Raw genomic sequence first — 22,039 nt, forward strand, 5'->3', positions numbered from 1 at the left:
TTACTCCTCGACATGCTGCTCCAGTGTCTTCGCCGGCGCCCCCTTGTGAACGGAAGCAAACTGCGCCAGCGGAATCGTGGTCGTCAGGGCAAGGAGGTTCGAATCGACGAGTTCGAGCGTCAATGCCTTGCCGGCCTCCATCTCTTTGATGGCGTTCGGCGCCGCTACGTCTGCCGCGATGCACAGATTGGTGAGGCACCAGGTATAGGGTACGCGGAAGGGGGTGCCTTGGTCGACGCTCAGTTTGGGTGGCTGCTGCAGGTACATGCCGACGGGTACGAACAATTGCAGGCGAGCGTTGGCAGAATCCTCGCGCTGGATCAGGTCGACGCGCACTGCCGTCTGGCCTGTCGGAAATTGGCCGGTGATCGAGGTGCGGCACAGCGTGGGCGCGCCACCGGCCTTGAAGCAGAGCTTCTGCCAGTCGCCGTAGCTGATGTCCTTTGCTTCGCGCTGACCACGCGTTGCGAATTCGGCGGGCTTATCGGCCTGGGCTGTCTCCGGTGCGGCACGGCCTGGCAGTGCTGCGGTGCCGGCGATGGCGATGGCGATGGCGAGAAGAGAGGCAAGGCAGTCGCGTGCATTGGGCATGGGTACGCCTCCGGATTGGAGCTCTATTTCTGCGCGTCGAGGAACTTCGTCACTAGCGGCGACCACAGCGGGATCGCATCCGGCGAGCCGATGAAGAAATGCCCCTCGTTGCCGAACGGCGGCATCAGGTGATACTCGGCCCTGCCGCCCGCAGCAGTGAAGGCCTGATACATACGCTTCGACAGGTCGGGGCCGAAGAAGGTGTCGTTCTCGATATAGATCCACAGCATCGGCACCCGCGATGTGCGGCCGAAATCAGCGGTCGCCTCGACCAGCTTGTCCGGAGCGCAATTGTTGTTGGGCTTGCCGCCGACGCGCCCGCCGCGGCCCGCGGCGAAGGTGATAATGGCCTTCACCTGCGGCGGGTTCACGCTCGACAAGGCGATCGAGGCCCAGCCGCCGGCAGACTGCCCGACCACGATCACGTCTTTGGGGATGATCCGCTTCTCGGCCGCCATGTAGTCGATGATCCAGAGATCGACCTGCGCGACCGCACGTCCCGCATCATGGAAATTGGGATTGATGCACTTGCCGACCTTGGAGAAGAACGGGCCAAAGAGGGCGCGCTCGGTCATGTCGATGGCGGCTGCACCGTAGCCGGTGCCAACGGGCGCCACCACGAGGTAGCCGCGCTTGGCGAACCATTTGGCGGCATCGCGGAATTCGACGAGCGGGAAGAAGCTGCGATCAGTCGGGTTGAGCGACACACCATGATTCATGATCACGAGGGGGAAGGGACCATCGCCGACCGGGCGCACCAAATAGGCGAACATCGGCAGCGGCAGTGGCAGCACCCAGACTTCCTCCTGGATGCGGCTGGCATCCTCGGCGCGCGCGGGTGCGGCCAAGGCCACAAGGACGAGCAACGTGGCCGCGACGCGTCCCAGCACCAAGTTGACCATCCGCCCCATAGCTGATCTCTCCCTTATGCGGTGTAGGTGGCAGCCACGATGATCGGGCCCAGCACGGTCAGAACCACGTTTCCGACTGCATATGGGACGGCAACGCCGAGGACCGGTGTCTGGCTTTCGGCGATTTCGCACGCGCCGGTCACGGCGGCATCGACCGTCATGGCCCCGGCCAACGCGCCGCAGGTCACGACCGGGTTCATGCGCAGGACGTGACGGGCAAATAGCGTTGCCACGATGAGCGGCACGATCGTGATGACGAGGCCCATGCCGACCAGCAGCATCCCGTGGGCCTGGATCGCGGCCCAGGCAGCGGCGCCGTTGCCGAGCCCGATCGCCGCGATGAAGCCGCCGAGTCCGAGATCGCTGAGGGTCTGCTGCGCTGCCGGCGGCAACGCACCCAAGGTCGGCTTGCGCGTCCGCAGCCAGCCGCAGATGAGGCCGGCGATCAATGCGCCGCCACCGCCGCCGAGCGTGAGCGCGACACCGCCGATCCTGAAGCTGATCAACCCGGCGAGCAGACCGGCCGCGATGCCGGCCGCAAGAAACGCGATGTCGGTGCGATCGCCCGAACGCAGGACGTGGCCGATGGCCTTGGCGGCACGCTCGATGTTGCGCGTGGTGCCGACAAGCGTCATGACGTCGCCGACATAGATTCGCGTCTCCGCGCTCAGGGGTACCTCGCGGCCCATACGAGTGAGGGCTCGCAGGAAAACACCTCGGGCGTCGGTGCCGACGCGCGCGGCGATCTCCTGGATCGAGCGGCCATGGAGATGACGGTTGTCCACGAGCACCTCCAGCACGTTGCCCGGGACGGCTTTGAGGATTTCGTCGGCATCGATCTCCGTGCCGATGATCGGCCTTGCGGCGACGATGACCGCGGTACGGCCGGCGATGACGATATCGTCGCCGGCTTCGAGGACAGTGTCCAGATGCGGCTCGACATCCGCGCCCTGCCGGACGATGCGCTCGACGACCGTGCGACTTCCAATCTCCTCCTCGATCGACTTGACGGTGCGGCCGGCGCCTGCGGTCACGCGATAGGCGCGGGCCTGAAACTTGCGGTAGGAGAGGTTTTCGGCTTTTGGCGGATCACCGCCGGCAAGCTCGGCCTCGAGCTTCTTTGCCTCTACCTTCAGATCGATCCCCATCAGCTTCGGCGCGACGAAGGGGACGAAGAGCAGTGTGAGGATGTAGCCGAGCACGTAGGTCACGGCATACCCTGCGGCGATGTTCGCCTCCTGCTGGCTGAGCACGTCCCTTGGCAGGTTGAGCTGGGCCAGCGCGCCCGATGCCGTGCCGATGACCGATGATTGGGTCAGGGCTCCGGCCGCGATGCCGGAGGCCGTTCCGGGATCCAGCCTGAAGCCGTAGGCGAACAACAATACGATAAGAAGGCCCGTGCCGCCCAGCACCAGTGCCATCGCGACCTGGGCAAGCGTGCGGAAGCTCAGGGAGGCAAAGAACTCCGGTCCCGACTTATAGCCGATCGTGAATACGAACAGGCTGAACAGGATTACGCGGAGCAGGGGCGGGAATGAGAAGTTGCCGAGTTGCCCGAGCAGTACAGAAACGATCAGGATGCAAGCTGTGGTCCCGATGGCAAAGCCGCGGATTCGGACCCGTCCGAGGATGGTGCCGACCGCAATCGCCAGCAGCAGGAAGATTTCCGGTGCGGTGGTGATGATCCACCTGACGGTATCCATAGTCGCAATTCCCCCGGCGCTTTGGCACGATTTGATTGGCGGTGCGAGGGACATTGCTTGATCCAGATCAAGCTCCGACGGGGACGGAACGATCCCTATGACTTGATGAAGTGTTTGCGACAGCCCTCACTACCGACATGAGTCCGATGGACGTCGCTGTCGGCGCGGTCCGCCGCGATGGATCGGTCGAGATCGTCCTGTTGCTCGCCTTCGCGGGCGGCTACATCGACGCCTATACCTGGATCATCCACGGCGTGTTGATCGTTCTGCTGCGCTGCGAAGCGACGCCACGTGGGGTGACCTGATGAATTCGCCTCCCGATCCCGTTTGGACGCGATTCTTCCCGCCCGCTGGGTGGCTTGCAGCCTACCGACGTGAGTGGCTGCCATCCGACGCGATCGCCGGCGTCACGCTGGCCGCTTACGCCATCCCGGTCTCGCTCGCCTATGCCGCGCTGGCTGGCCTGCCGCCGCAGATCGGCGTCTATGGCTACATGCTGGGCGGCATCGGCTACGCCCTGCTCGGGTCATCGCGCCAGCTCGCGATCGGGCCGACCTCGGCAATCTCCCTGATGATTGCAGGCACGGTCGGTGCGCTGGCCGGAGGAGATGCGGTGCGCTACGCTCAGATCGCGAGCCTCGCGGCCTTTGCCGTGGCGGTGCTGTGCCTGATCGCCTGGCTTTTCAAGCTCAGCGTCTTGGTCCGGCTCGTCAGCGACAGTATTCTGGTCGGCTTCAAGGCGGGAGCTGGGCTCACCATCATCATGAGCCAATTGCCGAGCCTGCTCGGGGTCGCGGGGGGCGGCCACAATTTCTTCGATCGCGCCATCAAGTTGGTCGGGCAGCTCGGCGGCATCGACCCGCTGGTGCTGAGCATCGGCGCGGTCGCGCTCTTGTTGCTCCTGCTTGGCGAGCGGCATTTTCCAGGAAAGCCCGTCGGCATCACCATCGTTGCGCTTGCAATCATTCTGGCAACACTTCTGGGCCTCCCGGCGCTCGGTGTGCCCGTCACCGGGAAGATACCGGAAGGGCTGCCGGCGCTGGCGATCCCAACATTCGGCCTGCTGGAATTCGACGATCTGTTTCCGCTCGCCGCAGGTTGTGTTCTGCTGGCCTATATCGAAGGCGTGTCGGCGGCCCGCAGCTTTGCCGCCAAACACGGTTATCCACTCGACGTTCGCCAGGAGTTCCTGGGATTGGGCGCGGCGAACCTTGCCGCTGCTTTCGGCCATGGCTATCCCGTTGCCGGAGGCCTGTCGCAATCGGCCGTCAACGACAACGCCGGGGCGCGGACGCCGCTGGCGCTGGTGATCTGTTCGGTGACGCTCGGGCTGTGCCTGTTGTTCTTCACGGGGCTGCTGACCAACCTGCCCAAGGCGGTGCTCGCCGCGATCGTCTTCGCCGCCGTTTACAGGCTGGTCGATATTCGCGCGCTGCTGCGAATGTGGCGGGTCAGCCGGATCGATTTCTATGCGGCGGCGATTGCCCTGATCTCCGTGCTGCTGCTCGGCATCCTCCAGGGCGTCTTGCTGGCGTCGATCGCGTCGATCTTCCTGCTGCTGGCGCGGGCCTCGCGGCCGAATGTCGCGTTCCTGGGCCGGTTGCCGGGGAGCGGCCGATATTCGGACATTGCGAGGCATGAGGGTGTCGAGCCCCTGGTCGGAATCATCGCCTTCCGGCCCGAAGCGTCACTGCTCTACATCAATGCCGAGACGATCCTGGAAACCGTCATGACGGCGCTGCGGAGGTGGCCGGACGTCCGGCTGGTGGCGTGCGATCTGTCGGCCTCGCCCTATATCGATCTGGCGGGCGCGAGCATGCTGCACGACCTCCACGACGAACTCGCGTCACGCGGGGTCACCTTCTGCATCGTCGGGGCGCATGCGCAGCTCCGCGATCTCCTGCGTGCCGAAGGACTCGCGGAGAAGACTGATAGTGGCCAGTGGCTGCGCTCGCTCGACAGCCTGCTCGACGATGATCAGGCGAGCACCGCGCAACGAACGGCCTGACGCGTCGTATTGCGTTGCGAACGGCACAGCATCCCCTTTCGGAATGCGCATGACCGTTGACTTGGATCAATGGAGCGACCTGCGCCGTATTCACGATCCCGCATCACCGTTGCCCTCATGGATCGGGAGAGACGCATGTCCAAAGAGCCCAAGGCCGCGCAGAAGCGCATCGACCAGTTCTTTTCCGGCCCCGGCGCGCGGGCAGACGACTGGCGCGACCTGGTCGAGGCCGCCAAGACCTGGGCCCGGGTTGGTCATCGCGCAGCCTACGACGCAGCGCTGGCTGATCTCTCGATCACTGAGGAGTTTCACGGCTATCCGGGCCTGCAATTGATGGCGGCGCTGCGGGAGGCCGCGGCCGCCGGGGACGGTGCGACATCGTTTGCCCTTGCAACAAGGATCGCCCAGGCGCTGGCCACGCGGTCCTTCCGCCAGCATGCCGGCGACTGGAGCGCAAAGGACGACGGCAATGGCGATGCGCCGGAATTGGTGCCGCCTACCTTCGGTGCCCACGCGGCGCGCCGGCCTTATTTCGAGACGCTGATCGTAACCGGCGTGTCACCCGGCCAGTGGCCGGCGCTCGCGGCCGAATGGCGCAAGCTGCGGCGTCCGGTCGATGCCTTCATCTATGAACCCGTTATCGTAGGAAGCCTGGAAGATGCTTTCTGCGCGACGATACTCAATCCGAACATCGGCGCCGTCATCATCAACGAGGGATTTGGGCTGCGTTCGCGGCACAACGCGCCGGTGCTGCGTTCGATCATGGCCGCGGCCGGTCTCAACGACGAAACCGACGCATCCGCGCTGCGGCTCGCCCAGATCATCAAGCGCGTCAGGCCCGAGCTCGATCTCTACATGATCTCGAACCGCGACGTGGAAGAGCTGGCCGGCAATCCCGAGGCGGACGTGGTTCGCCGCATATTCTATTCCGTCGAAGAGCTTCTGGAGCTGCACTTGTCGATCCTCGAAGGTATCCAGGATCGCTACGACACGCCGTTCTTCGACAATCTGAAGAAATATGCCCAGCGCCCGATTGGGACCTTCCACGCGCTGCCGATCGCCCGCGGCAAGTCGATCTTCAAGTCCGACTGGATTCGCGACATGGGCGAGTTCTACGGGCCGAACCTGTTCTTGGCCGAGAGCAGCGCGACCACCGGCGGCCTCGACAGCATGCTGGAGCCGACCGGCAACATCAAGAAGGCGCAGGAGAAGGCGGCAAGGGCGCTCGGCGCCGACCGCGTCTTCTTCGTCACCAACGGTACGTCGACGTCGAATAAGATGGCGGTGCAGGCGCTGCTCGCGCCCGGCGACATCGCGATCGTCGACCGCAACTGCCACAAGTCACATCACTACGGCATGGTGCTGGCGGGAGCGCAACCGCTCTATGTCGAAGCCTTCCCGATGACGGAATATTCGATGTACGGCGCGGTGCCGCTGAAGACGATCAAGCAGGCGCTGCTGGGCGCCAAGGCTGACGGCCGGCTGGATCGCGTCAAGATGGTCGATCTGACCAACTGCACCTTCGACGGCCACATCTACAACACCCGCCGGGTGATGGAGGAATGTCTCGCCATCAAGCCGGACTTGATCTTCCTGTGGGACGAGGCCTGGTTTGGCTTCGCGCGTTTCTCGCCGTTCCTGCGGCGGCGCACCGGACTAGGCGCCGCCAACGAGATCGAGGCATGGATGCGCGATCCGAAGTCGGTCGCGGCCTACGAGGCGCAGCAGGCCGAGCTCGGCAAGAACCCATCCGAGGAGGTTCTGCTCAAGACCCGGCTCATTCCCGACCCGAGGCAGATCCGCCTGCGCGTCTACCAGACCAACTCGACCCACAAGTCGATGTCGGCCATCCGCCAGGGTTCGATGCTTTCGGTCAAAGACGTCGAATTCCACACCGTCGAGCAGCAGTTCAAGGAAGCCGTCTTCACCCACGCCTCCACCAGCCCGAACCAGCAGCTCATCGCCAGCCTCGACGTCTCGCGGCGGCAGATGGAGTTGGAAGGCTATGGCCTCGTCGCCAATGCGATCGAGATCGCGTTCGCAATCCGCCAGGCAGTCAACAACAACCCGCTGATCTCGAAATATTTCCGGATCCTCGGCGCCGACGTCATGGTGCCGGCACAATACCGCCAGAGCGGCTTCACCGACTTCCTCGCTCCCGGCGTCAACTGGGCGAATACGCTCAAGAGCCTGGACGACGACGAGTTCTGCCTCGACCCCACCCGCATGACGCTGGTGTGCGGCATGGCCGGCTATGATGGGACGCAGTTCAAGGGCCTTCTCGCCAGCGAGTACAACATCCAGGTCAACAAGACCTCGCGCAACTCGGTCCTGGTCCAGTCCAACATCAACAACACCCGCAGCGACGTCGCGCATCTCGTTCGCGTCCTCGCCGAGATCGCGGGCGAGATCGATCGAGGTCTTGCCCAGGGCGGCGCCAATGCCCGAAAGACATTCGAGGGACGGGTGACGAGCCTGATGAAGGACGTGCCCGATCTGCCCAACTTCTCGCATTTCCACCCGAGCTTCCGCGGCGATGCCGGTGCCAAGACGAACGAGGGCGACATCCGGACCGGCTTCTACGCCGCCTATGATGTCGCCGGCTGCGAGCACATCCGGCTCAACGATCCCGAGATCGACCGGCGGCTGAAGTCCGGTCCCGAGCTCGTCTCGGCGAACTTCGTGATCCCGTATCCACCGGGCTTCCCGATCATGGTGCCCGGCCAAGTGATCACCCAGGAGACCATCGACTTCATGCGTAAGCTCGATGTGAAGGAGATTCACGGCTACGACGCCAAGGAAGGCCTGAAGCTCGTGCGCACCGAAGCTTTGGCGAAGCTCGGCCGACCGAAGCCCGACGCGAAGCCGAAGCTCAAGGCCGCATCTTAAGGCTTGGAGGGGACCAACATGCAATCGTTTTTCCAGTTCTTGCAGCAATATCCATATCTGCTGCTGTTCTTCGTCGTTGGTCTCGCCGTCTATATCGGCCGGGCCAGCATCAAGGGTTATGGCCTCGGCATGGTTGCCGGCGCCATCGTGGTGGGGGCCGGGCTCTCGGTTTGGGCGTCCAGCTATGGTGTGAAGCTCGAGCTGAACAACTTTGTCAAAAGCCTGTTCTACTATCTCTTCATGTACGGCGTCGGCTTGCGGGTCGGTCCGTCCTTCGTCAACAGCCTGAGGGGCGACGGCATCAAGTTCCTCGTCCTCGCCGTCGTGTCGAGCGTCCTCGGCCTCACGCTGGTCGTGCTGGGCGCCAAGATGTTCTCTCTGCCACCCGGTGCTGCCGGCGGCATGCTGGCGGGATCGCAGACGATGTCTGCTGCGATCGGTTCGGCTGAACAGGCCGTCACGTCGGGCGTCGTCAAGCTGCCCGAGGGCATGAAGCCGGAAGACGCCACCGGCATGATCGCGCTGTCCTACGGCATCACCTACATCTGGGGTACCGTCGGCATCATCCTGATCTGCAAATATCTGCCACGGTGGTGGGGAGTTGACGCCAAGGCCGCCGCGAAGCAGTACGAGCAGGAGTTCGGAGTCAAGGATCTCGAAGGCGGCGGCCTGACCGGTTATCGCCAGTTCGGCCTGCGTGCCTACCGGCTCGAGAATCCGGCGACAATCGGCATGAGCATTGCCAAGTTCCGCATGGTCAATCCGGAATACCGGATCGTCAATGTCGGGCGGAACGGCGAACCGCAGGGGGCCGATGCCGATCTGGTCCTGCAGAAGGGCGACATTGTCGCCCTTGGCGGAGCAACCGAGCATCTCACCGGCAAGATGGGTCTGATCGGGCCGGAAGTTGCCGATGCCAAGACGCTCGGCATCCCCATGGACCAGGCGGACATCCTCATCACCAACAAGGAGATGGTGGGACGTACCTTCGAATCTTTCCGCGACACGGCGATCGCGGGCCAATTGCAGGTGACCAAGGTCGAGCGCGGTGGCGTCCAGATTCCGGCTGGTCTCAAGACGAAGTTGGAGCGGATGGACATCGTCTCGGTGGTCGGTCTGAAGTCTGCCGTCAACGAGCTTGGCGAGATGTGGGGCCGCATTGCGCGGACCAACACGTCGACTGACTTGCTGACCCTATCGGTCGGCATGATCATCGGCTTCCTGATCGGCATGATCGAGTTCCCGGCGTTCGGTGCCAAGGTCGGCCTTGGCAACGCCGGCGGCCTGTTGCTGTCGGGCGTGATCGTGTCCTCGGTGGTGTCGCGGCTGCGCTTCTTCGGCAACACGCCGAACGCGGCGCGCAACGTGCTGGAGGATCTCGGCCTGGTCGTCTTTGTCGCCATCGTCGGCGTCAATGCTGGCGCGGGGTTGCTGGCGCAGCTCACCGGTGCGGTCGCGCTAAAGATCTTCATTGTCGGCTTCATCGCCTGCACGATCCCGCCGTTCATCGTCTGGGCGATCGGGTTCCATGTCTTCAAGATCAACCCCGCCGTGCTGATGGGCGGCGTTGCCGGGGCGCGGTCTCATTCGGGCCCGTGCCGCGAGGCTGCGGTCGAGATCCAGAGCTCGGTACCCTGGATCGGATTCCCGGTCGGCTATGCCGTGTCGGGCATCCTGCTTACCATCTTCGGCTACTTCGCGATGCTGCTTGCACAATGACCACAAAAGGGGAAAGAAACGTCATGAGGAAAGTTACTATCTGCGCCGTCCTGATTGCATCGATCGCAGCCGCTACCGGATTCAGTACGCCGTCGCGTGCTGACACCGGCCAGGTTGCCGTCGTGTTTACCAAAGGCGGATTCGTCATCGGCGTCGGGGGCGGTGAGGGCGTTCTGGTTTACCGAGGCAAGAAATATCCCTTCACAGTCTCCGGCATGAGCGTCGGCCTGACGGTCGGAGCGTCGACCACGAAGTTCGTCGGCCGCGCACTCAATCTGAAGGGGCCGCAATCCATCGAAGGCTCTTATGCCGTGGGTGGCGCCGGCGGAGCCGTCGCCGCAGGCGCGGGTGCCGTTCAGCTGCAGAACGCCAATGGCGTGATCCTTCAGCTCAGCGGTCCAAGGGTCGGCGCGGAAGTGTCGGCTGCGGTCGGCGGCGTCACGATACGCCTGAAATAGGCTGGCGCCGATTGGGTCGCGCGAAGGCGCGGCCCAATCCTGCTCAATATCGTTCCTCCACGAACTTCAGTCCGCGCAGGCTCGCCTGGTCGTTGTAGCGCCCCTTGTGGGACCGTGCCGGCAGCTTGACCTTCTCACGCTTGATCTTTTTGTAGGGTATCGTTCTCAGGATGTGCGAGATGACGTTGAGCCGCGCGCGCCGCTTGTCGTCGGAGCGGATCAGTCGCCACGGCGCATGTTTGGTGTCGGTCGCCTCGAACATCATGTCACGCGCGCGCGAGTAGTCATACCAGCGCCCGAAAGACTCGGTGTCCATCGGGCTCAGCTTCCATTGCCGTAGCGGATCCTCGATGCGCGCCTGGAAGCGGAGTTCCTGCTCCTCCATCCCGACCTCAAGCCACAGCTTGATCAGGATGATGCCGGCGTCCACCGCGAATTTCTCGACCAACGGGCACAATTCCAGGAAACGCTTGTGCTCGGCCGGCGAGCAGAAGCCCATGACATATTCAACACCGGCGCGGTTGTACCAGCTGCGGTCGAAGATCACGATTTCGCCGCCGGCCGGGAATTGCTCGATGTAGCGCTGCAGGAATAGCTGGGATTTTTGCCGGTCGGAGGGCGCCGGCAGGGCGCAGACACGGAACACGCGCGGGCTCACCTTCTCGGTCAATGCCTTGATAGTCCCGCCCTTGCCGGCCGCGTCTCGCCCCTCGAAGATGATGATCACCTTCAGTTTCTCGGATTTCACCCATTCCTGAAGGTGACAGAGCTCGACCTGAAGTTTTTCCAGCTCCTTCTCGTAATCCTTCCGCTTCATCCGCTCCGCAGGCGCGTCCTTGGCCATGCCGTTTCCCCCTGCTGCGCTTCATTCATCCCAGGCGATGGTCACGCCGATATCGCCGGGCACGCCGCCAGGGAAATCGATGATCTGATAGGAAATGCGGTAGCCACGCGGTTTCAGATAGTCGGTCCAGAGTTGGAAGATCTCCTTGGGAATTCCGGTCAGGGTGTTCTCCCAACCCTTCTCCATTTGATTGATGGCCCGTCCCTTGTCCGTGCAGAGCGAGTTGGGGAAGCGATAGACGAGCACTTCCGTCAGGCCGTTTCGCACCGCGCGCTGGATGATGGTCGAGGCAAGCTTGATCTTCTCCTCCTCGCTCTTGCCCGAGGGTTTGCTCAGGCGTTCAATCAGAGCGCGCTTCTCCGCGTCGGCCGCGGCTGCGAGGCGGACATATTGCTCCGCCTTTTCGGCCTCCTTGAGAGCGGCTTCCTTTCGAATTTGGGCGGCGTTGGGGATGAGATCGTCGAGGCCCGGCATGGCTGAGGCTCCTGATGATTGTCCAATCAGCATCCGGAAAACGCTAGGTCGGCCGGAAGGCGTTCCCTTGATTCAAATCAAGCAAATTGGGAAGCTGCCTGAACACAGTGCCGCAAGTGCACCTTTGCTGACCGGGAGAGACGTTTGAGCGACCAGCTTCATCCGATGGCCCCACACCATCTGCCGTTCTTTCTCGCACCGGGAAGCGGTACCGATACGCTGATGGTGGTGATGGGCATATTTCTGATCGGCACCATCCTCTGGGTAGGCACGCTTTATTGGAGGCTGCACAGCCTCCCCGAGCGCATGGCGCACAAGTCACAAAAGCTGCAGTTCGAGATCGTCGCGGTGCTCGGCCTGATCTCGCTGTTCACGCACCTGCACATCTTCTGGGTTGCAGGCCTCCTGCTCGCCCTGATCGACATTCCTGATTTTGGAACGCCGCTGCGCAGCATCGCCGACTCCGTCGAGAAGATCGCCGATGCGTCGCCAGGTCAGGACGATGCGCCGGTAGAGGCCGCGCCTGGCCCCGCGGCTGCGCAGGATAGCATCAGGAAGGAGCCCAGCCATGCTTGAGCTGATGATCTGCTCCCTGGTGACGATCCTGCCGGACTATCTCTACCGCCGCTACGTCCAGGGCAAGCGGTTCGGCAAGGAGATCACCTTCTTCTCCGTTTGGTACGAGCTGCGCTGGGGCATCACCGGCTGCCTGATGCTGACGGTGTCGCTGATCACAGTGATCTTCTACTTCCACCCCTCGACGTCATCGGCCACGCTCTATTTCCGCACCGTGCCGATCCTGCCCGAAGGTTCAGGCCGCGTGGCAGAGGTGAATGTCAAGTTCACCCAGGCCGTGAAGAAGGGCGACGTGCTGTTTACGCTTGATGACTCCAAGCAGAAGGCTGCGCTCGAGACGGCGAAGCGGAAGGTGGCTGAGGTCGACGCCACAATGCAGACGGCCCAGGCCGACGTAATCAAGGCCGAGGCGCAGGTCGGCGAGGCCAAGGCCAACTATCAGCAGGCCAAGGACGAGCTCGAGGTCAAGAGCGAGCTCCAGCGCCGCAATCCCGGCATCGTCCCGCAACGTGACATCGACAAGCTGCAGGTGCTGGTCGATCAGCGCCAGTCCGGCATCGATGCCGCGAACGCCGCAAGACAAGCGGCGGCGTTGCAGGTCTCGACTTCGCTGCCTGCGCAGAAAGCCAGCGCGGAGGCCGCGCGCGATCAGGCCCAGGTCGATCTCGACAAGACCATCGTGCGCGCCGGCGTCGACGGCCGCGTCGAGCAGTTCCTGGTTCGTCCCGGCGACGTCGTCAATCAGCTGATGCGCCCCGCCGGCGTGCTCATTCCTGAGGAGGCGGGCCGCAAGGTGCTGCAAGCCGGATTCGGCCAGATCGAGGCGCAAGTGATGCAGACGGGTATGGTCGCCGAAGCGACTTGCATGTCGAAGCCATGGGTGATCATCCCGATGGTGATCACGACAGTGCAGGACTACATCGCGGCCGGACAGTTCCGTTCCGGCGAGCAGTTGCTCGAGGCGCAGAATGCGATTCGACCCGGCACCATCCTCGTGTTCCTGGAGCCGCTCTACAAAGGCGGTCTCGACGGTGTGACGCCGGGTAGCAGCTGCATCGTCAACGCCTATACCAGCAATCACGAGGAGGTTTCGGCCAAGGACACGCCCGCGGGCCGGAGATTCGTACTGCACGCCATCGACGCCGTCGGCCTCGTTCACGCGCTGTTGCTGCGCATCCAGGCGCTGCTGCTGCCGGTCAAGACGCTCGTGCTGAGCGGACATTGAGTGTGGGGGAATGACAGGATGACGACACGGAAAGCAGCCGCGCTCGCTGCGATCATGCTCGCCTCGGGGCTTGCGGCAACCGGCCATGCCAATGCGCTCGAGCTCAACGGCGCATGGGCGACCGGCGCCGACAACTGCGCCAAGGTGTTCGCTCGTAAGGGAACCCAGCTCGGCTTTACCGAGATGTCGGATGTTTATGGCGGCGGCTTCATTGTCGATGGCGATCAGATCATCGGAAAATTCGCACGCTGCCGGATCAAGGCGAGGAAAGACAGTGGGCCAAACGTCAACCTGATTGCCGCTTGCGCCACCGACATGATGCTCTCCAGCGTCCAGTTCAGCCTCAAGGAGCTGGATGCGAACAGCATCATCCGCCAGTTCCCGGGTATGGAGGACATGGAGATCCGTTATCAGAGATGCCCGGCGTCCTAGCGACAAGATGTTCCGGTCTTGACTCATGTCAAGCAAATGAGTGGCCGGCGCCCTCAAGGTCCTTCACTCCTGGAGGATACGCGATGAGATCAACAACGACCCTTCGTGCGACATTGCTCACAATCGGCGCAGCGACACTGCTGGCGTCAACCTCGCCTGCGCGAGCGGATGACCCGGCCAAGATACTAAAGTCGATGACAGACTATTTGACCGGCCAGAAAACACTGGCCGCGTCCTTCGACAGCGATATCGAGATAATTACGCCCGAACTGCAGAAAATCCAGTTTGCGAGCTCCGGCCAGATCAAGCTGAGCAGGCCCGACAAGCTGCGCGTCAGGCGCACCGGCGGCTATGCCGACGTCGAGCTGGTCTATGACGGCAAGACCGTCTCGCTTTATGGCAACGACGCCAAGGCCTACATGCAAGCCGAGATGGCCGGCACCGTCGATCAGATGATCGCAGAGATGCAGAGCCATTCCGGCCTTGGCATGCCCGGCACAGACCTGTTGCTCACCAACACGTTTGACGAGCTGACGGCCACCGTTACTGAAGGCAAGCATGTCGGTCAGGGTGTGATCGACGGCGTCGAATGCGAGCACCTCGCCTTCCGCACGCCTGACACCGATTGGCAGATTTGGATCGAAACAGGCGCAAAGCCCGTACCGCGCAAATATGTGATCACCAGCAAGACGGTCACGGGCGCTCCGCAATACACACTGCGGATCAAGGACTGGAAGACCGACGTTCTTGCCGACGAGACATTCACGTTCAAGGCGCCTGCCGGTGCGGCAAAGATCGAGCTCAGCTCCGCCGCCATGGCCGATTTCGACGAACTGCCACCGGGCACACCGACAGGAGCCAAAAAATGATCGTGCTGCGAAAAGTATTGATCGGCGCGGCCGCAATGGTCGCCTTCGCCGCCGGACTGTCCTGGAATGGTACGTCTCGCCTCGGTGAGGGCACCTTGCTCTCGGAGGCACAAGCGAGGGTGGGGCGTCCGCTCACGCCGATGAGCTATGCGGGCGTCGCGCGTCGAACCACGCGCCGGGCGGTTGCGGTCGGTGCCGCGGCGGGAGCTGCCGGCGCCTATGCCGCCCCATCCTGCGTGCAGGTCGTGGACGCCTATGGGCGGGTCACCACCCGCTGCTGAGGCGTCGGGTTGGGCCTGTCCGCCCCGCGAAATTCCCGCTAGAATTGCCTGGAAAGCAGCAGTGGAAGCTGCGGGAATGGAGCTGAGCGGGCGCATGTGCCGTGTTTCGGTCAGGCCGTGGCCAGCCGCGGCCGCACTGTTGTGCCTCGGCGTGTTCCTCGCCGCGTGCCTGCCGCCCAAGCGCGCCGATGCCGTCGAGCGAAACCGGGGCGGCGAGCTCAAGCGCGTGCTGGTGCTGCACTCCTTTGGCCGCGAGTTTAGGCCGTGGAGCGAGTATGCGCGCGACATCAAGACCCAACTCGAGCGGCAATCGCCATGGCCCCTCGATATCCAGGAGCACGCGCTGCTCACGGCGCGGTTCAACAGTCCCGGTCCCGAGGCGCCTTTCGTCGAATATCTGCACTCGCTGTACCAGGGCGCGTTGCCCGACATCGTGTTGAGCATTGGCGCGCCTGCGGCCCGGTTTGCCCAAAAATACCGCGCGAGACTGTTTCCGGACACGCCGCTCATTCTCGCTGCGGTCGAGCATCGGCTAATCAATCGCGCCGATCTCAGCGGCAACGACGTCGTCGTGGCGGTCCGCAACGATTTCCTGGCCGCATTCGAGAACATCCTGCAGGTTCTGCCGGACACCAGGTCGGTTGCTGTCGTGGTCGGAGCCTCGCCGCTGGAAAAGTTCTGGCTGGAGGAGGTGAAGCGGGAGCTGAAACCTCTCGACGAGCGGATCGAGCTGGTCTGGTACTCGGATCTCTCATTCGATGACATACTAAAGCGCGCAGCAAAGCTCCCGCCACACACTGCGCTGTTTTGGGGCCTGATGTCGGTTGATGGGGCTGGGGTTGTCCACGAGAGCGACGTCGCCCTGCGAAGCCTGCATGCAGTCGCGAATGCTCCGATCTTCTCCTATCAGGAGCCGTTCTTCGGTGACAGCACCGTGGGTGGGCCGATGCATCGGATCACGGAAACGAGTTCAAGGACCGTCAGCGCCGCGATCGGCGTTCTCGGCGGCGCCAAACCGGGGAGCATCAATTACGAGCCTATCGGCTTCGCGGCGCCGCGATATGATTGGCGGGAATTGCGGCGCTGGGGCATCAGCGAGACCCGTTTGCCTCCCGGCAGCGAAATCCTGTTTCGCGAGCCGAACATCTGGCAGCGCTATCGCTGGCAAATGTTGATGATCGCAGCGGTATTCCTGGTGCAGGCTGGTCTCATCAGCGGGCTGCTGCACGAGCGGCGGCGGCGGCGGTTTGCCGAGGTCGAATCGCGCCAGCGTCTGGCCGAACTCGCTCACGCCAATCGCTATTCCGCTGTCGGCGAGTTGACCACGTCCATCGCCCACGAACTGAACCAGCCGCTCGGCTCCATCCTGACCAATGCCGAGACGGCGGAACTCATCCTCAGCGCCAATTCGCCCGACATCAACGAAGTTCGTCAGATTCTCGCCGACATCAGGCGCGACGATCATCGGGCAAGCGAGGTGATCCGCAGGCTGCGCTCAGTTCTGAAAAAGTCGCCCTTCGAGGTCAAGGACATCGAGCTCAACGATACCGTTCGCGAAGCGCTCGGCCTTGTGAAGGCCGTCGCCGACGGGCGCCGCATCGCTTTGACATACGTGCCTGTCCTGGCTGATCTCCACGTCAGGGGCGATCCGGTCCAGCTTCAGCAGGTCATCCTGAATTTGATCATCAACGCGATGGATTCGGTGTCCGATGCAGACGCCGGAAAGCGAGAGGTCAGCGTCTCAACCCTCCTGGCCGGCCATCAGGCTGAAATCAGGATTGCCGATACCGGACCCGGAATAGCCGCGACCGACCTCGCCAACGTCTTCGATCCGTTCTTTACGACCAAGCCGCAAGGCATGGGAATGGGACTCGCGATCGCCAAAACCATTATCGAGGCCCATCACGGCGAAATTGTCGCGGCAAACCATGCCGCGGGTGGCGCCCTGTTCACGATCCGGCTTCCGATCGCGAGCTGACCGAATGCCCGCGGTCGGCGTATTGACCTCCTGATGGATGCCGAACTGATCGAATGAGAGCTTGCTCTTGCGCTGCAGCAGTCTCGTTTCGTTGATCTTGATCAACGAACGCCTCCGATCTGGCTCGATCTTCCGAAGCTGAAGTGCGAAGGAGGATGTGATGTTTCGCTGCGGCAAGGTCCTGATGGCGCTTGCGTTCACAATGGCGACTTCGTTCGCTGCAACGGCGCAGACCCCAACGACGCCTGCGGCCCCGACTTCGCAGGCACAGCCGGCGAGCCCGCCGGCGCCGTCGGCCGAGCTTCTGAAGCCCGAGCAGCTCGAGGCTCTCGTAGCCCCGATTGCGCTCTATCCGGATGAACTCCTTGCCAACGTTCTGGCCGCCTCGACCTATCCGCTCGAGGTGGTGCAGGCTGACCGCTGGCTGAAGGAGCGCAAGAGCCTCAAAGGTGACGCACTGAAGACCGAGGTGGACAAGCAGGGCTGGGATGACAGCGTCAAGGCGCTGGCCAGCACCGCTTCCGTTCTGACCATGATGAGCGACCAACTCGAATGGACCCAGAAGCTTGGCGACGCCTTTCTCGCGCAGCAGCCCGACGTGATGGATGCGATCCAGCGTTTGCGCACCAAGGCCTATGACAACAAGAAGCTGGTCACGACCAAGCAGCAGAAGGTCAGTGTCCAGTCTCAGGAAGGCAAGCAGGTCGTCGTGATCCAGCAGACCGATCCTGCGGCCATGTACGTGCCGTATTACGATCCGGCGACCGTCTACGGCAGCTGGCCCTATGCAGAGTATCCGCCCTATTATTGGGGTTACCCGTCCTATATCGGCGCCGGAGTGATCGCGGCCGGCCTCGCCTTCGGCACGGCCTGGGCGATCGGGCGCTGGGGCAATTACTGGGGCGGCGGCTGCAACTGGGGCAACCGCAACGTCTATGTCAATCACCGTACTACTAACATTGGCAACGGCTGGCAGCACAATCCGGCGCACCGCCAGGGCGTGCGCTACAACAACGTCAATGTCCAGCAGCGCTTCGGCAACAACAACATCAGGGCCGGCGCGTCGGACCGGATGGATTTTCGCGGTCGTGACGGCAACCAGGTTCTGCGTCCCAATCAGGGCGCGGGAGATCGCGCCGGTGATCGTGCGGGCGACCGCGCTGGCGATCGTGGCGGGCCGGGTGATCGTGCTGGCGATCGCGCAGGTGATCGGGCCGGCAACCGCGGCGATCGGCCCGGCGGTGGCGATCGCGCTGGGGCCGCGGATCGTGCCAAGGGCGGCGGCGACCGGGCCAAGGGAGCAAGCAAGGGTAGCGGAGATCGCGCCAAGGCCGCGAACCGCGCCGGCGGCGGTGCTGCTGCCAACCGTGGTGGCGGCAATCGCGGCGGAGCGATGAATGTCTCGTCCGGCCGGTCTGCGGCAGCGGCGTCGGCGCGTGGACGATCCAGCATGGCGAGCATGCCGCGAGGTGGCGGCGGACCGAGCATGGCCGGCCGTGGCGGCGGCGGCGGAATGGCGATGCGTGGTGGCGGCGGCGGTGGCTTCCGCGGTGGAGGCGGCGGAGGCGGCCGCGGAGGTGGCGGCGGCCGACGCTCCGATATCGCATTGAAGCATGATGTCGTCCTGCTCGGCCATCTCGGTAACGGCCTCGGCTACTATCGCTTCAGTTATATCGGCAGCGACAAGGCCTATGTCGGCGTCATGGCGCAGGAGGTCGAGCAAGTCATGCCTGCCGCCGTGACGCGCGGCAGCGACGGATATCTGCGTGTCCATTACGAAAAACTCGGACTGACATTCCGCACCTACCGCGACTGGCTCGCCGGCGGCGCGAAGATTCCTGCGGAGGTGACGCCATGACTGGTCTGAGATCGTTCCGCCGCGCGGTAATGCCGGGCATCGTCACGCTGGTGATGTTCGGCTCTTTGTCACAGGCCCAGCAGTCCTTCAAAACGCCGGAGGATGCGGCGGCTGCGCTCGCAGCCGCGGTCAAGAACGGACCAAGCGACATCCTGAAAGTGCTTGGGCGCGCTGCGGACGACATCGTTTCCTCCGGCGACGAGATCGCCGACAACGACATCCGCCAGCGCTTCACGTCGATGTATGACGCCAAGCACGGCATCAAGGCCGAGGGCAACAAGACCGCGACCCTGATGCTGGGACCGGACGATTTCCCGTTCCCGATTCCGCTGGTCAACTCCAAGGCCGGCTGGGAATTCGACACCGCCGAGGGACGCATCGAGGTGTTGCGCCGGCGCATCGGACGCAACGAGCTCGACGCGATCCAGACCGCGCTCGCCATTGTCGATGCGCAGAACGAATATGCCGACAAGGACCGCGGCGAGGGCGCCGGCGTCTATGCGCAGCGCATCGTCTCATCGCCCGGCAAGAAGGACGGCCTGTTCTGGCGCGACGACAACGATCCGAGCCCGCTTGGCGCGCTGGCGGCCGAGGCCTCGAAGGAGGGCTACCGCGCAGGCGACGTCGGACCAGCGCCCTATCACGGCTACTACTTCCACATCCTCAAAGGGCAGGGACGGGATGCGCCCGGCGGCGCACTCAACTACGTCGTCAAGGGCAAGATGATCGGCGGCTTTGCCCTGATCGCCTGGCCAGCGGAGTACGGCAATTCGGGCATCATGACCTTCCTGGTCAATCACGACGGCACCGTCTTTCAGAAGGATCTCGGCAAGCGCACGGAGTTCGTCGCCGAGCGCACCACGCTGTTCGATCCCGATGAGACTTGGAAGAAGGTCGATGCGGCAAAACCCTGAAGGGCGCACGCCCACGCGCCGGCCCGCGTTCCGCCTCGTGACGCTCCTCCTGCTGGTGCTCGGGCTGACCCTGCCGACGCCGCCGTCCTTCGCGCAGGCGACCGGTCACGTCAGGGCCAAGATCGTCAAGGCCGGCCTTGTGGTCGGCGGCGGCGCCGGAAATGGTGTGCTGACATATCGCGGCAAGGCCTATCCGTTCAGGATCAGCGGTGTCAGTTTCGGCATAACGGTCGGCGCGACGATCGGCCGGCTCGATGGCTGGGCTTCGGGGATCCGCGAGGTCGGCGACTTCGCCGGCACCTACAGCTCCGTCGGCGGCGGTTTCGCTCTGGTCGGCGGCGTCAACGGCGTCCACCTCCGCAATGAGAAGGGCGTGACGATCGTGCTGCAAGGCCCCAAGGCGGGGCTCGAGCTGGCGGCCAATATCAGCCGAATCACCATCTTTCTGCGATAGGCAGCATGAGGTCGCGTCACCGAAGTTCAGGGCCGGACATTTTGACCTGTCCGTCGCTTGCACCGGAAGGGCGGCCGACCGAGACACACAGTCGAAGCCGATAAGCTTTCACGGAAAGCTGAAGCGCATGTCCGAAAGCACCAAGACGTTGTTCACAGGGACCGTCACATTGGTGGCAGCGATTTGCCGGGCTCAAGATTGCCGGCAATAGCTCGCAGCTGGAAGCGGCCTCGTTGGCTGTTGCGCAGCGAAGGACCACTGGTGGGATCGATGCCGTGATCCGGCCCATCGCAATCCGATTACCGGTAACAGATTCACAAAGCAAATCAAAAAGAGAGATGAAAGAGACATGAGCTTCCAAAGCCAGTCAATTGTTGATCTGCTAGGAATCGAAGTTCCGATCATTCAAGCGCCAATGCTGGGTGCTGTTACGGCCGAGATGATAATTGGAGTCGCGGAAGCGGGCGGGCTAGGTTCGCTTCCTGCGTCTCATTTGGGTGCAGAAGAGACGCGAGATATTGTCGCCAAGATTCGACGGCAGACGTCGAAACCTATAAGTCTGAATTTTCTTTGCCATGAACAACCGATGGCGAACCCGGAGCAGGAGGAGGCCTGGGTTCAGCGTTTGAGGCCGTACTATAGCGAGCTCGGCCTCGCATCCGAGCCAAGCCGTTCCAGCATTCAATTGTCGACATTCGGGAGTGCCCATTGCACGCTCTTGGAAGAACTTGCGCCTGAGGTCGTCAGCTTTCACTTCGGCCTTCCGCCCAAACATCTTCTGAAGCGAGTACGCAACACCGGCGCAAAGATCCTATCGTCGGCGACGACCGTCGAAGAAGCGGAGTGGCTTGAGGAAGCCGGTTGCGATGCCATTATCGCCCAGGGCCTCGAGGCTGGAGGGCATCGCGGAACGTTCCTCCGACACAAACTTGACGCGCAAATCGGCACGATGGCATTAGTCCCGCAGATCGTCGACGCGGTGAAAGTGCCAGTCATAGCAGCCGGCGGTATCGCAGATCCCAGGGGAGTCACCGCTGCATTCGCGTTGGGAGCTGCCGCGGTCCAGGTCGGCACTGCATTTCTCTTCTGTGAGGAAGCGAACATTTCTCCTTTGTGCCGCAAGGCGCTAAAGGCTGCTCGCCCCGAGCAAACGCTGGTCACAAATGTCTTTACCGGGCGGCCGGCCCGCGTGTGCGAGACGAGGATCGTTCGAGAGCTTGGTCCAATTGCGAAGAATGTACCGGCCTTTCCCCTCGCCGCGAGCCCTTTGGCGCCCTTGCGCGCCGCTTCTGAGCCGCATGGCAGCACAGACTTCATGCCTTTATGGTGCGGTCAGGCTGCGCGGCTAAGCCCGGAACTGTCGGCCGCGGAACTGACGATATGGTTGTCGAAGTCGGGTGAGCGACACTTGTAGAGCCTCGTTCGCGATACAGCCTCCTGCCACGTCGTGCGGCGTCAACGGCAAGCCCGTCGCATCGGTTGAACCACATGGAGCATCCCAACCGGGTCGCTCAGAGTTTCCGGAATATGTCGCGGGCGCCGCAATTCACAACCAGCGCTGCTATTCTTGTCAAGATTGGCGGTTCGCGGTCGCAGTTGCGGCCTTGTATTTCAACACCTGCAAAACGCAGCATGCCTGTCCGCGGTGGGAGAGCTGCAATTGGACAGCGGCTGCTGTCTCTCTGCCAAACAGGCATTCCGGCGTCGGAGCCCTTTCGGCCTTGGTGCATTTCGGACAAAATTGTCAACTTCCTGTGACATTCAGCTTCCAGTGGCTTGAACCGCAATTGTGGTCCGGGATTTGATGCCAAATGTGCTAGCTCGCGAACACTGAGAAGGCATTGGCAAGGTACGA

At 63.0% G+C, this 22,039-nt stretch carries 19 protein-coding genes and 1 pseudogene; 15 read left to right on the top strand and 5 right to left on the bottom strand.

What is annotated here, in order from left to right; all coding sequences use genetic code 11:
• From HAP40_RS14960 to HAP40_RS14970, 3 genes are read right to left on the bottom strand one after another with little or no spacing between them, the layout of a single operon-like run.
• Complete coding sequence (locus HAP40_RS14960; protein WP_166817091.1) at positions 1–591, bottom strand: invasion associated locus B family protein; 591 nt, start codon at positions 589–591, stop codon at positions 1–3.
• Between the two features lie 23 nt (positions 592–614).
• Positions 615–1,493: an alpha/beta hydrolase family protein gene (locus tag HAP40_RS14965; RefSeq protein WP_414645401.1), complete on the bottom strand. Its 879-nt coding sequence runs from the start codon at positions 1,491–1,493 to the stop codon at positions 615–617.
• 23 nt (positions 1,494–1,516) lie between these two features.
• Positions 1,517–3,205 (bottom strand): aspartate:alanine exchanger family transporter, encoded by a 1,689-nt coding sequence (locus tag HAP40_RS14970; RefSeq protein ID WP_166817089.1) that lies wholly within the window; start codon positions 3,203–3,205, stop codon positions 1,517–1,519.
• Between the two features lie 137 nt (positions 3,206–3,342).
• Between HAP40_RS14970 and HAP40_RS14975 the strand changes: the two are divergent.
• From HAP40_RS14975 to HAP40_RS14995, 5 genes and pseudogenes are all read left to right on the top strand, one after another.
• Positions 3,343–3,465: pseudogene (locus tag HAP40_RS14975) on the top strand (DUF1275 domain-containing protein); the annotation flags it as partial.
• 44 nt (positions 3,466–3,509) lie between these two features.
• A complete protein-coding gene (locus tag HAP40_RS14980; protein ID WP_166817088.1) occupies positions 3,510–5,213 on the top strand; it encodes a SulP family inorganic anion transporter in 1,704 nt (567 codons plus the stop codon).
• A 135-nt stretch (positions 5,214–5,348) separates the two neighbouring features.
• On the top strand, positions 5,349–8,102 hold the full coding sequence (locus HAP40_RS14985; protein ID WP_166817087.1) for a decarboxylase: 2,754 nt from the start codon (positions 5,349–5,351) through the stop codon (positions 8,100–8,102).
• Between the two features lie 18 nt (positions 8,103–8,120).
• Complete coding sequence (locus HAP40_RS14990; RefSeq protein ID WP_166817086.1) at positions 8,121–9,821, top strand: aspartate:alanine exchanger family transporter; 1,701 nt, start codon at positions 8,121–8,123, stop codon at positions 9,819–9,821.
• A gap of 23 nt (positions 9,822–9,844) precedes the next feature.
• The gene (locus HAP40_RS14995; RefSeq protein ID WP_166817085.1) at positions 9,845–10,279 is read left to right on the top strand and encodes a hypothetical protein; all 435 of its coding nucleotides are present in this window, start codon (positions 9,845–9,847) and stop codon (positions 10,277–10,279) included.
• A 43-nt stretch (positions 10,280–10,322) separates the two neighbouring features.
• Here the strand turns inward: HAP40_RS14995 and ppk2 are convergent, their stop codons facing one another.
• The gene (gene ppk2 / locus HAP40_RS15000) at positions 10,323–11,123 is read right to left on the bottom strand and encodes a polyphosphate kinase 2 (RefSeq protein ID WP_166817084.1); all 801 of its coding nucleotides are present in this window, start codon (positions 11,121–11,123) and stop codon (positions 10,323–10,325) included.
• Positions 11,124–11,144: 21 nt separating this feature from the next.
• Positions 11,145–11,597 carry a hypothetical protein gene (locus HAP40_RS15005; protein ID WP_166817083.1) on the bottom strand — a complete coding sequence of 151 codons (453 nt, stop codon included), beginning with the start codon at positions 11,595–11,597 and terminating at the stop codon, positions 11,145–11,147.
• A 165-nt stretch (positions 11,598–11,762) separates the two neighbouring features.
• Between HAP40_RS15005 and HAP40_RS15010 the strand changes: the two genes are divergently transcribed.
• From HAP40_RS15010 to HAP40_RS15055, 10 genes are all read left to right on the top strand, one after another.
• Positions 11,763–12,173, top strand: coding sequence for a hypothetical protein (locus HAP40_RS15010; RefSeq protein WP_246741366.1), 411 nt, complete (start codon positions 11,763–11,765; stop codon positions 12,171–12,173).
• Complete coding sequence (locus HAP40_RS15015) at positions 12,166–13,398, top strand: HlyD family secretion protein (RefSeq protein WP_166817081.1); 1,233 nt, start codon at positions 12,166–12,168, stop codon at positions 13,396–13,398. The genes HAP40_RS15010 and HAP40_RS15015 overlap by 8 nt, the downstream gene beginning before the upstream one ends.
• Positions 13,399–13,416: 18 nt before the next feature.
• Positions 13,417–13,830: a hypothetical protein gene (locus tag HAP40_RS15020; RefSeq protein ID WP_166817080.1), complete on the top strand. Its 414-nt coding sequence runs from the start codon at positions 13,417–13,419 to the stop codon at positions 13,828–13,830.
• Positions 13,831–14,024: 194 nt separating this feature from the next.
• Complete coding sequence (locus tag HAP40_RS15025; RefSeq protein ID WP_246741099.1) at positions 14,025–14,699, top strand: DUF2092 domain-containing protein; 675 nt, start codon at positions 14,025–14,027, stop codon at positions 14,697–14,699.
• Positions 14,696–14,980, top strand: coding sequence for a hypothetical protein (locus HAP40_RS15030; protein WP_166817079.1), 285 nt, complete (start codon positions 14,696–14,698; stop codon positions 14,978–14,980). Before HAP40_RS15025 ends, HAP40_RS15030 begins: the two co-directional genes overlap by 4 nt.
• A 94-nt stretch (positions 14,981–15,074) precedes the next feature.
• Complete coding sequence (locus HAP40_RS15035; protein WP_246741098.1) at positions 15,075–16,958, top strand: sensor histidine kinase; 1,884 nt, start codon at positions 15,075–15,077, stop codon at positions 16,956–16,958.
• Positions 16,959–17,118: 160 nt separating this feature from the next.
• Positions 17,119–18,816: a DUF3300 domain-containing protein gene (locus HAP40_RS15040; RefSeq protein ID WP_166817078.1), complete on the top strand. Its 1,698-nt coding sequence runs from the start codon at positions 17,119–17,121 to the stop codon at positions 18,814–18,816.
• On the top strand, positions 18,813–19,730 hold the full coding sequence (locus HAP40_RS15045) for a DUF2950 domain-containing protein (RefSeq protein WP_166817077.1): 918 nt from the start codon (positions 18,813–18,815) through the stop codon (positions 19,728–19,730). Before HAP40_RS15040 ends, HAP40_RS15045 begins: the two co-directional genes overlap by 4 nt.
• The gene (locus HAP40_RS15050) at positions 19,714–20,184 is read left to right on the top strand and encodes a hypothetical protein (protein WP_166817076.1); all 471 of its coding nucleotides are present in this window, start codon (positions 19,714–19,716) and stop codon (positions 20,182–20,184) included. The genes HAP40_RS15045 and HAP40_RS15050 overlap by 17 nt, the downstream gene beginning before the upstream one ends.
• A gap of 349 nt (positions 20,185–20,533) precedes the next feature.
• Positions 20,534–21,598: an NAD(P)H-dependent flavin oxidoreductase gene (locus HAP40_RS15055; protein WP_166817075.1), complete on the top strand. Its 1,065-nt coding sequence runs from the start codon at positions 20,534–20,536 to the stop codon at positions 21,596–21,598.
• Positions 21,599–22,039 lie beyond the last annotated feature (441 nt).

The sequence above is a fragment of the Bradyrhizobium sp. 1(2017) genome (assembly GCF_011602485.2).
Taxonomy (GTDB): Bacteria; Pseudomonadota; Alphaproteobacteria; order Rhizobiales; family Xanthobacteraceae; genus Bradyrhizobium.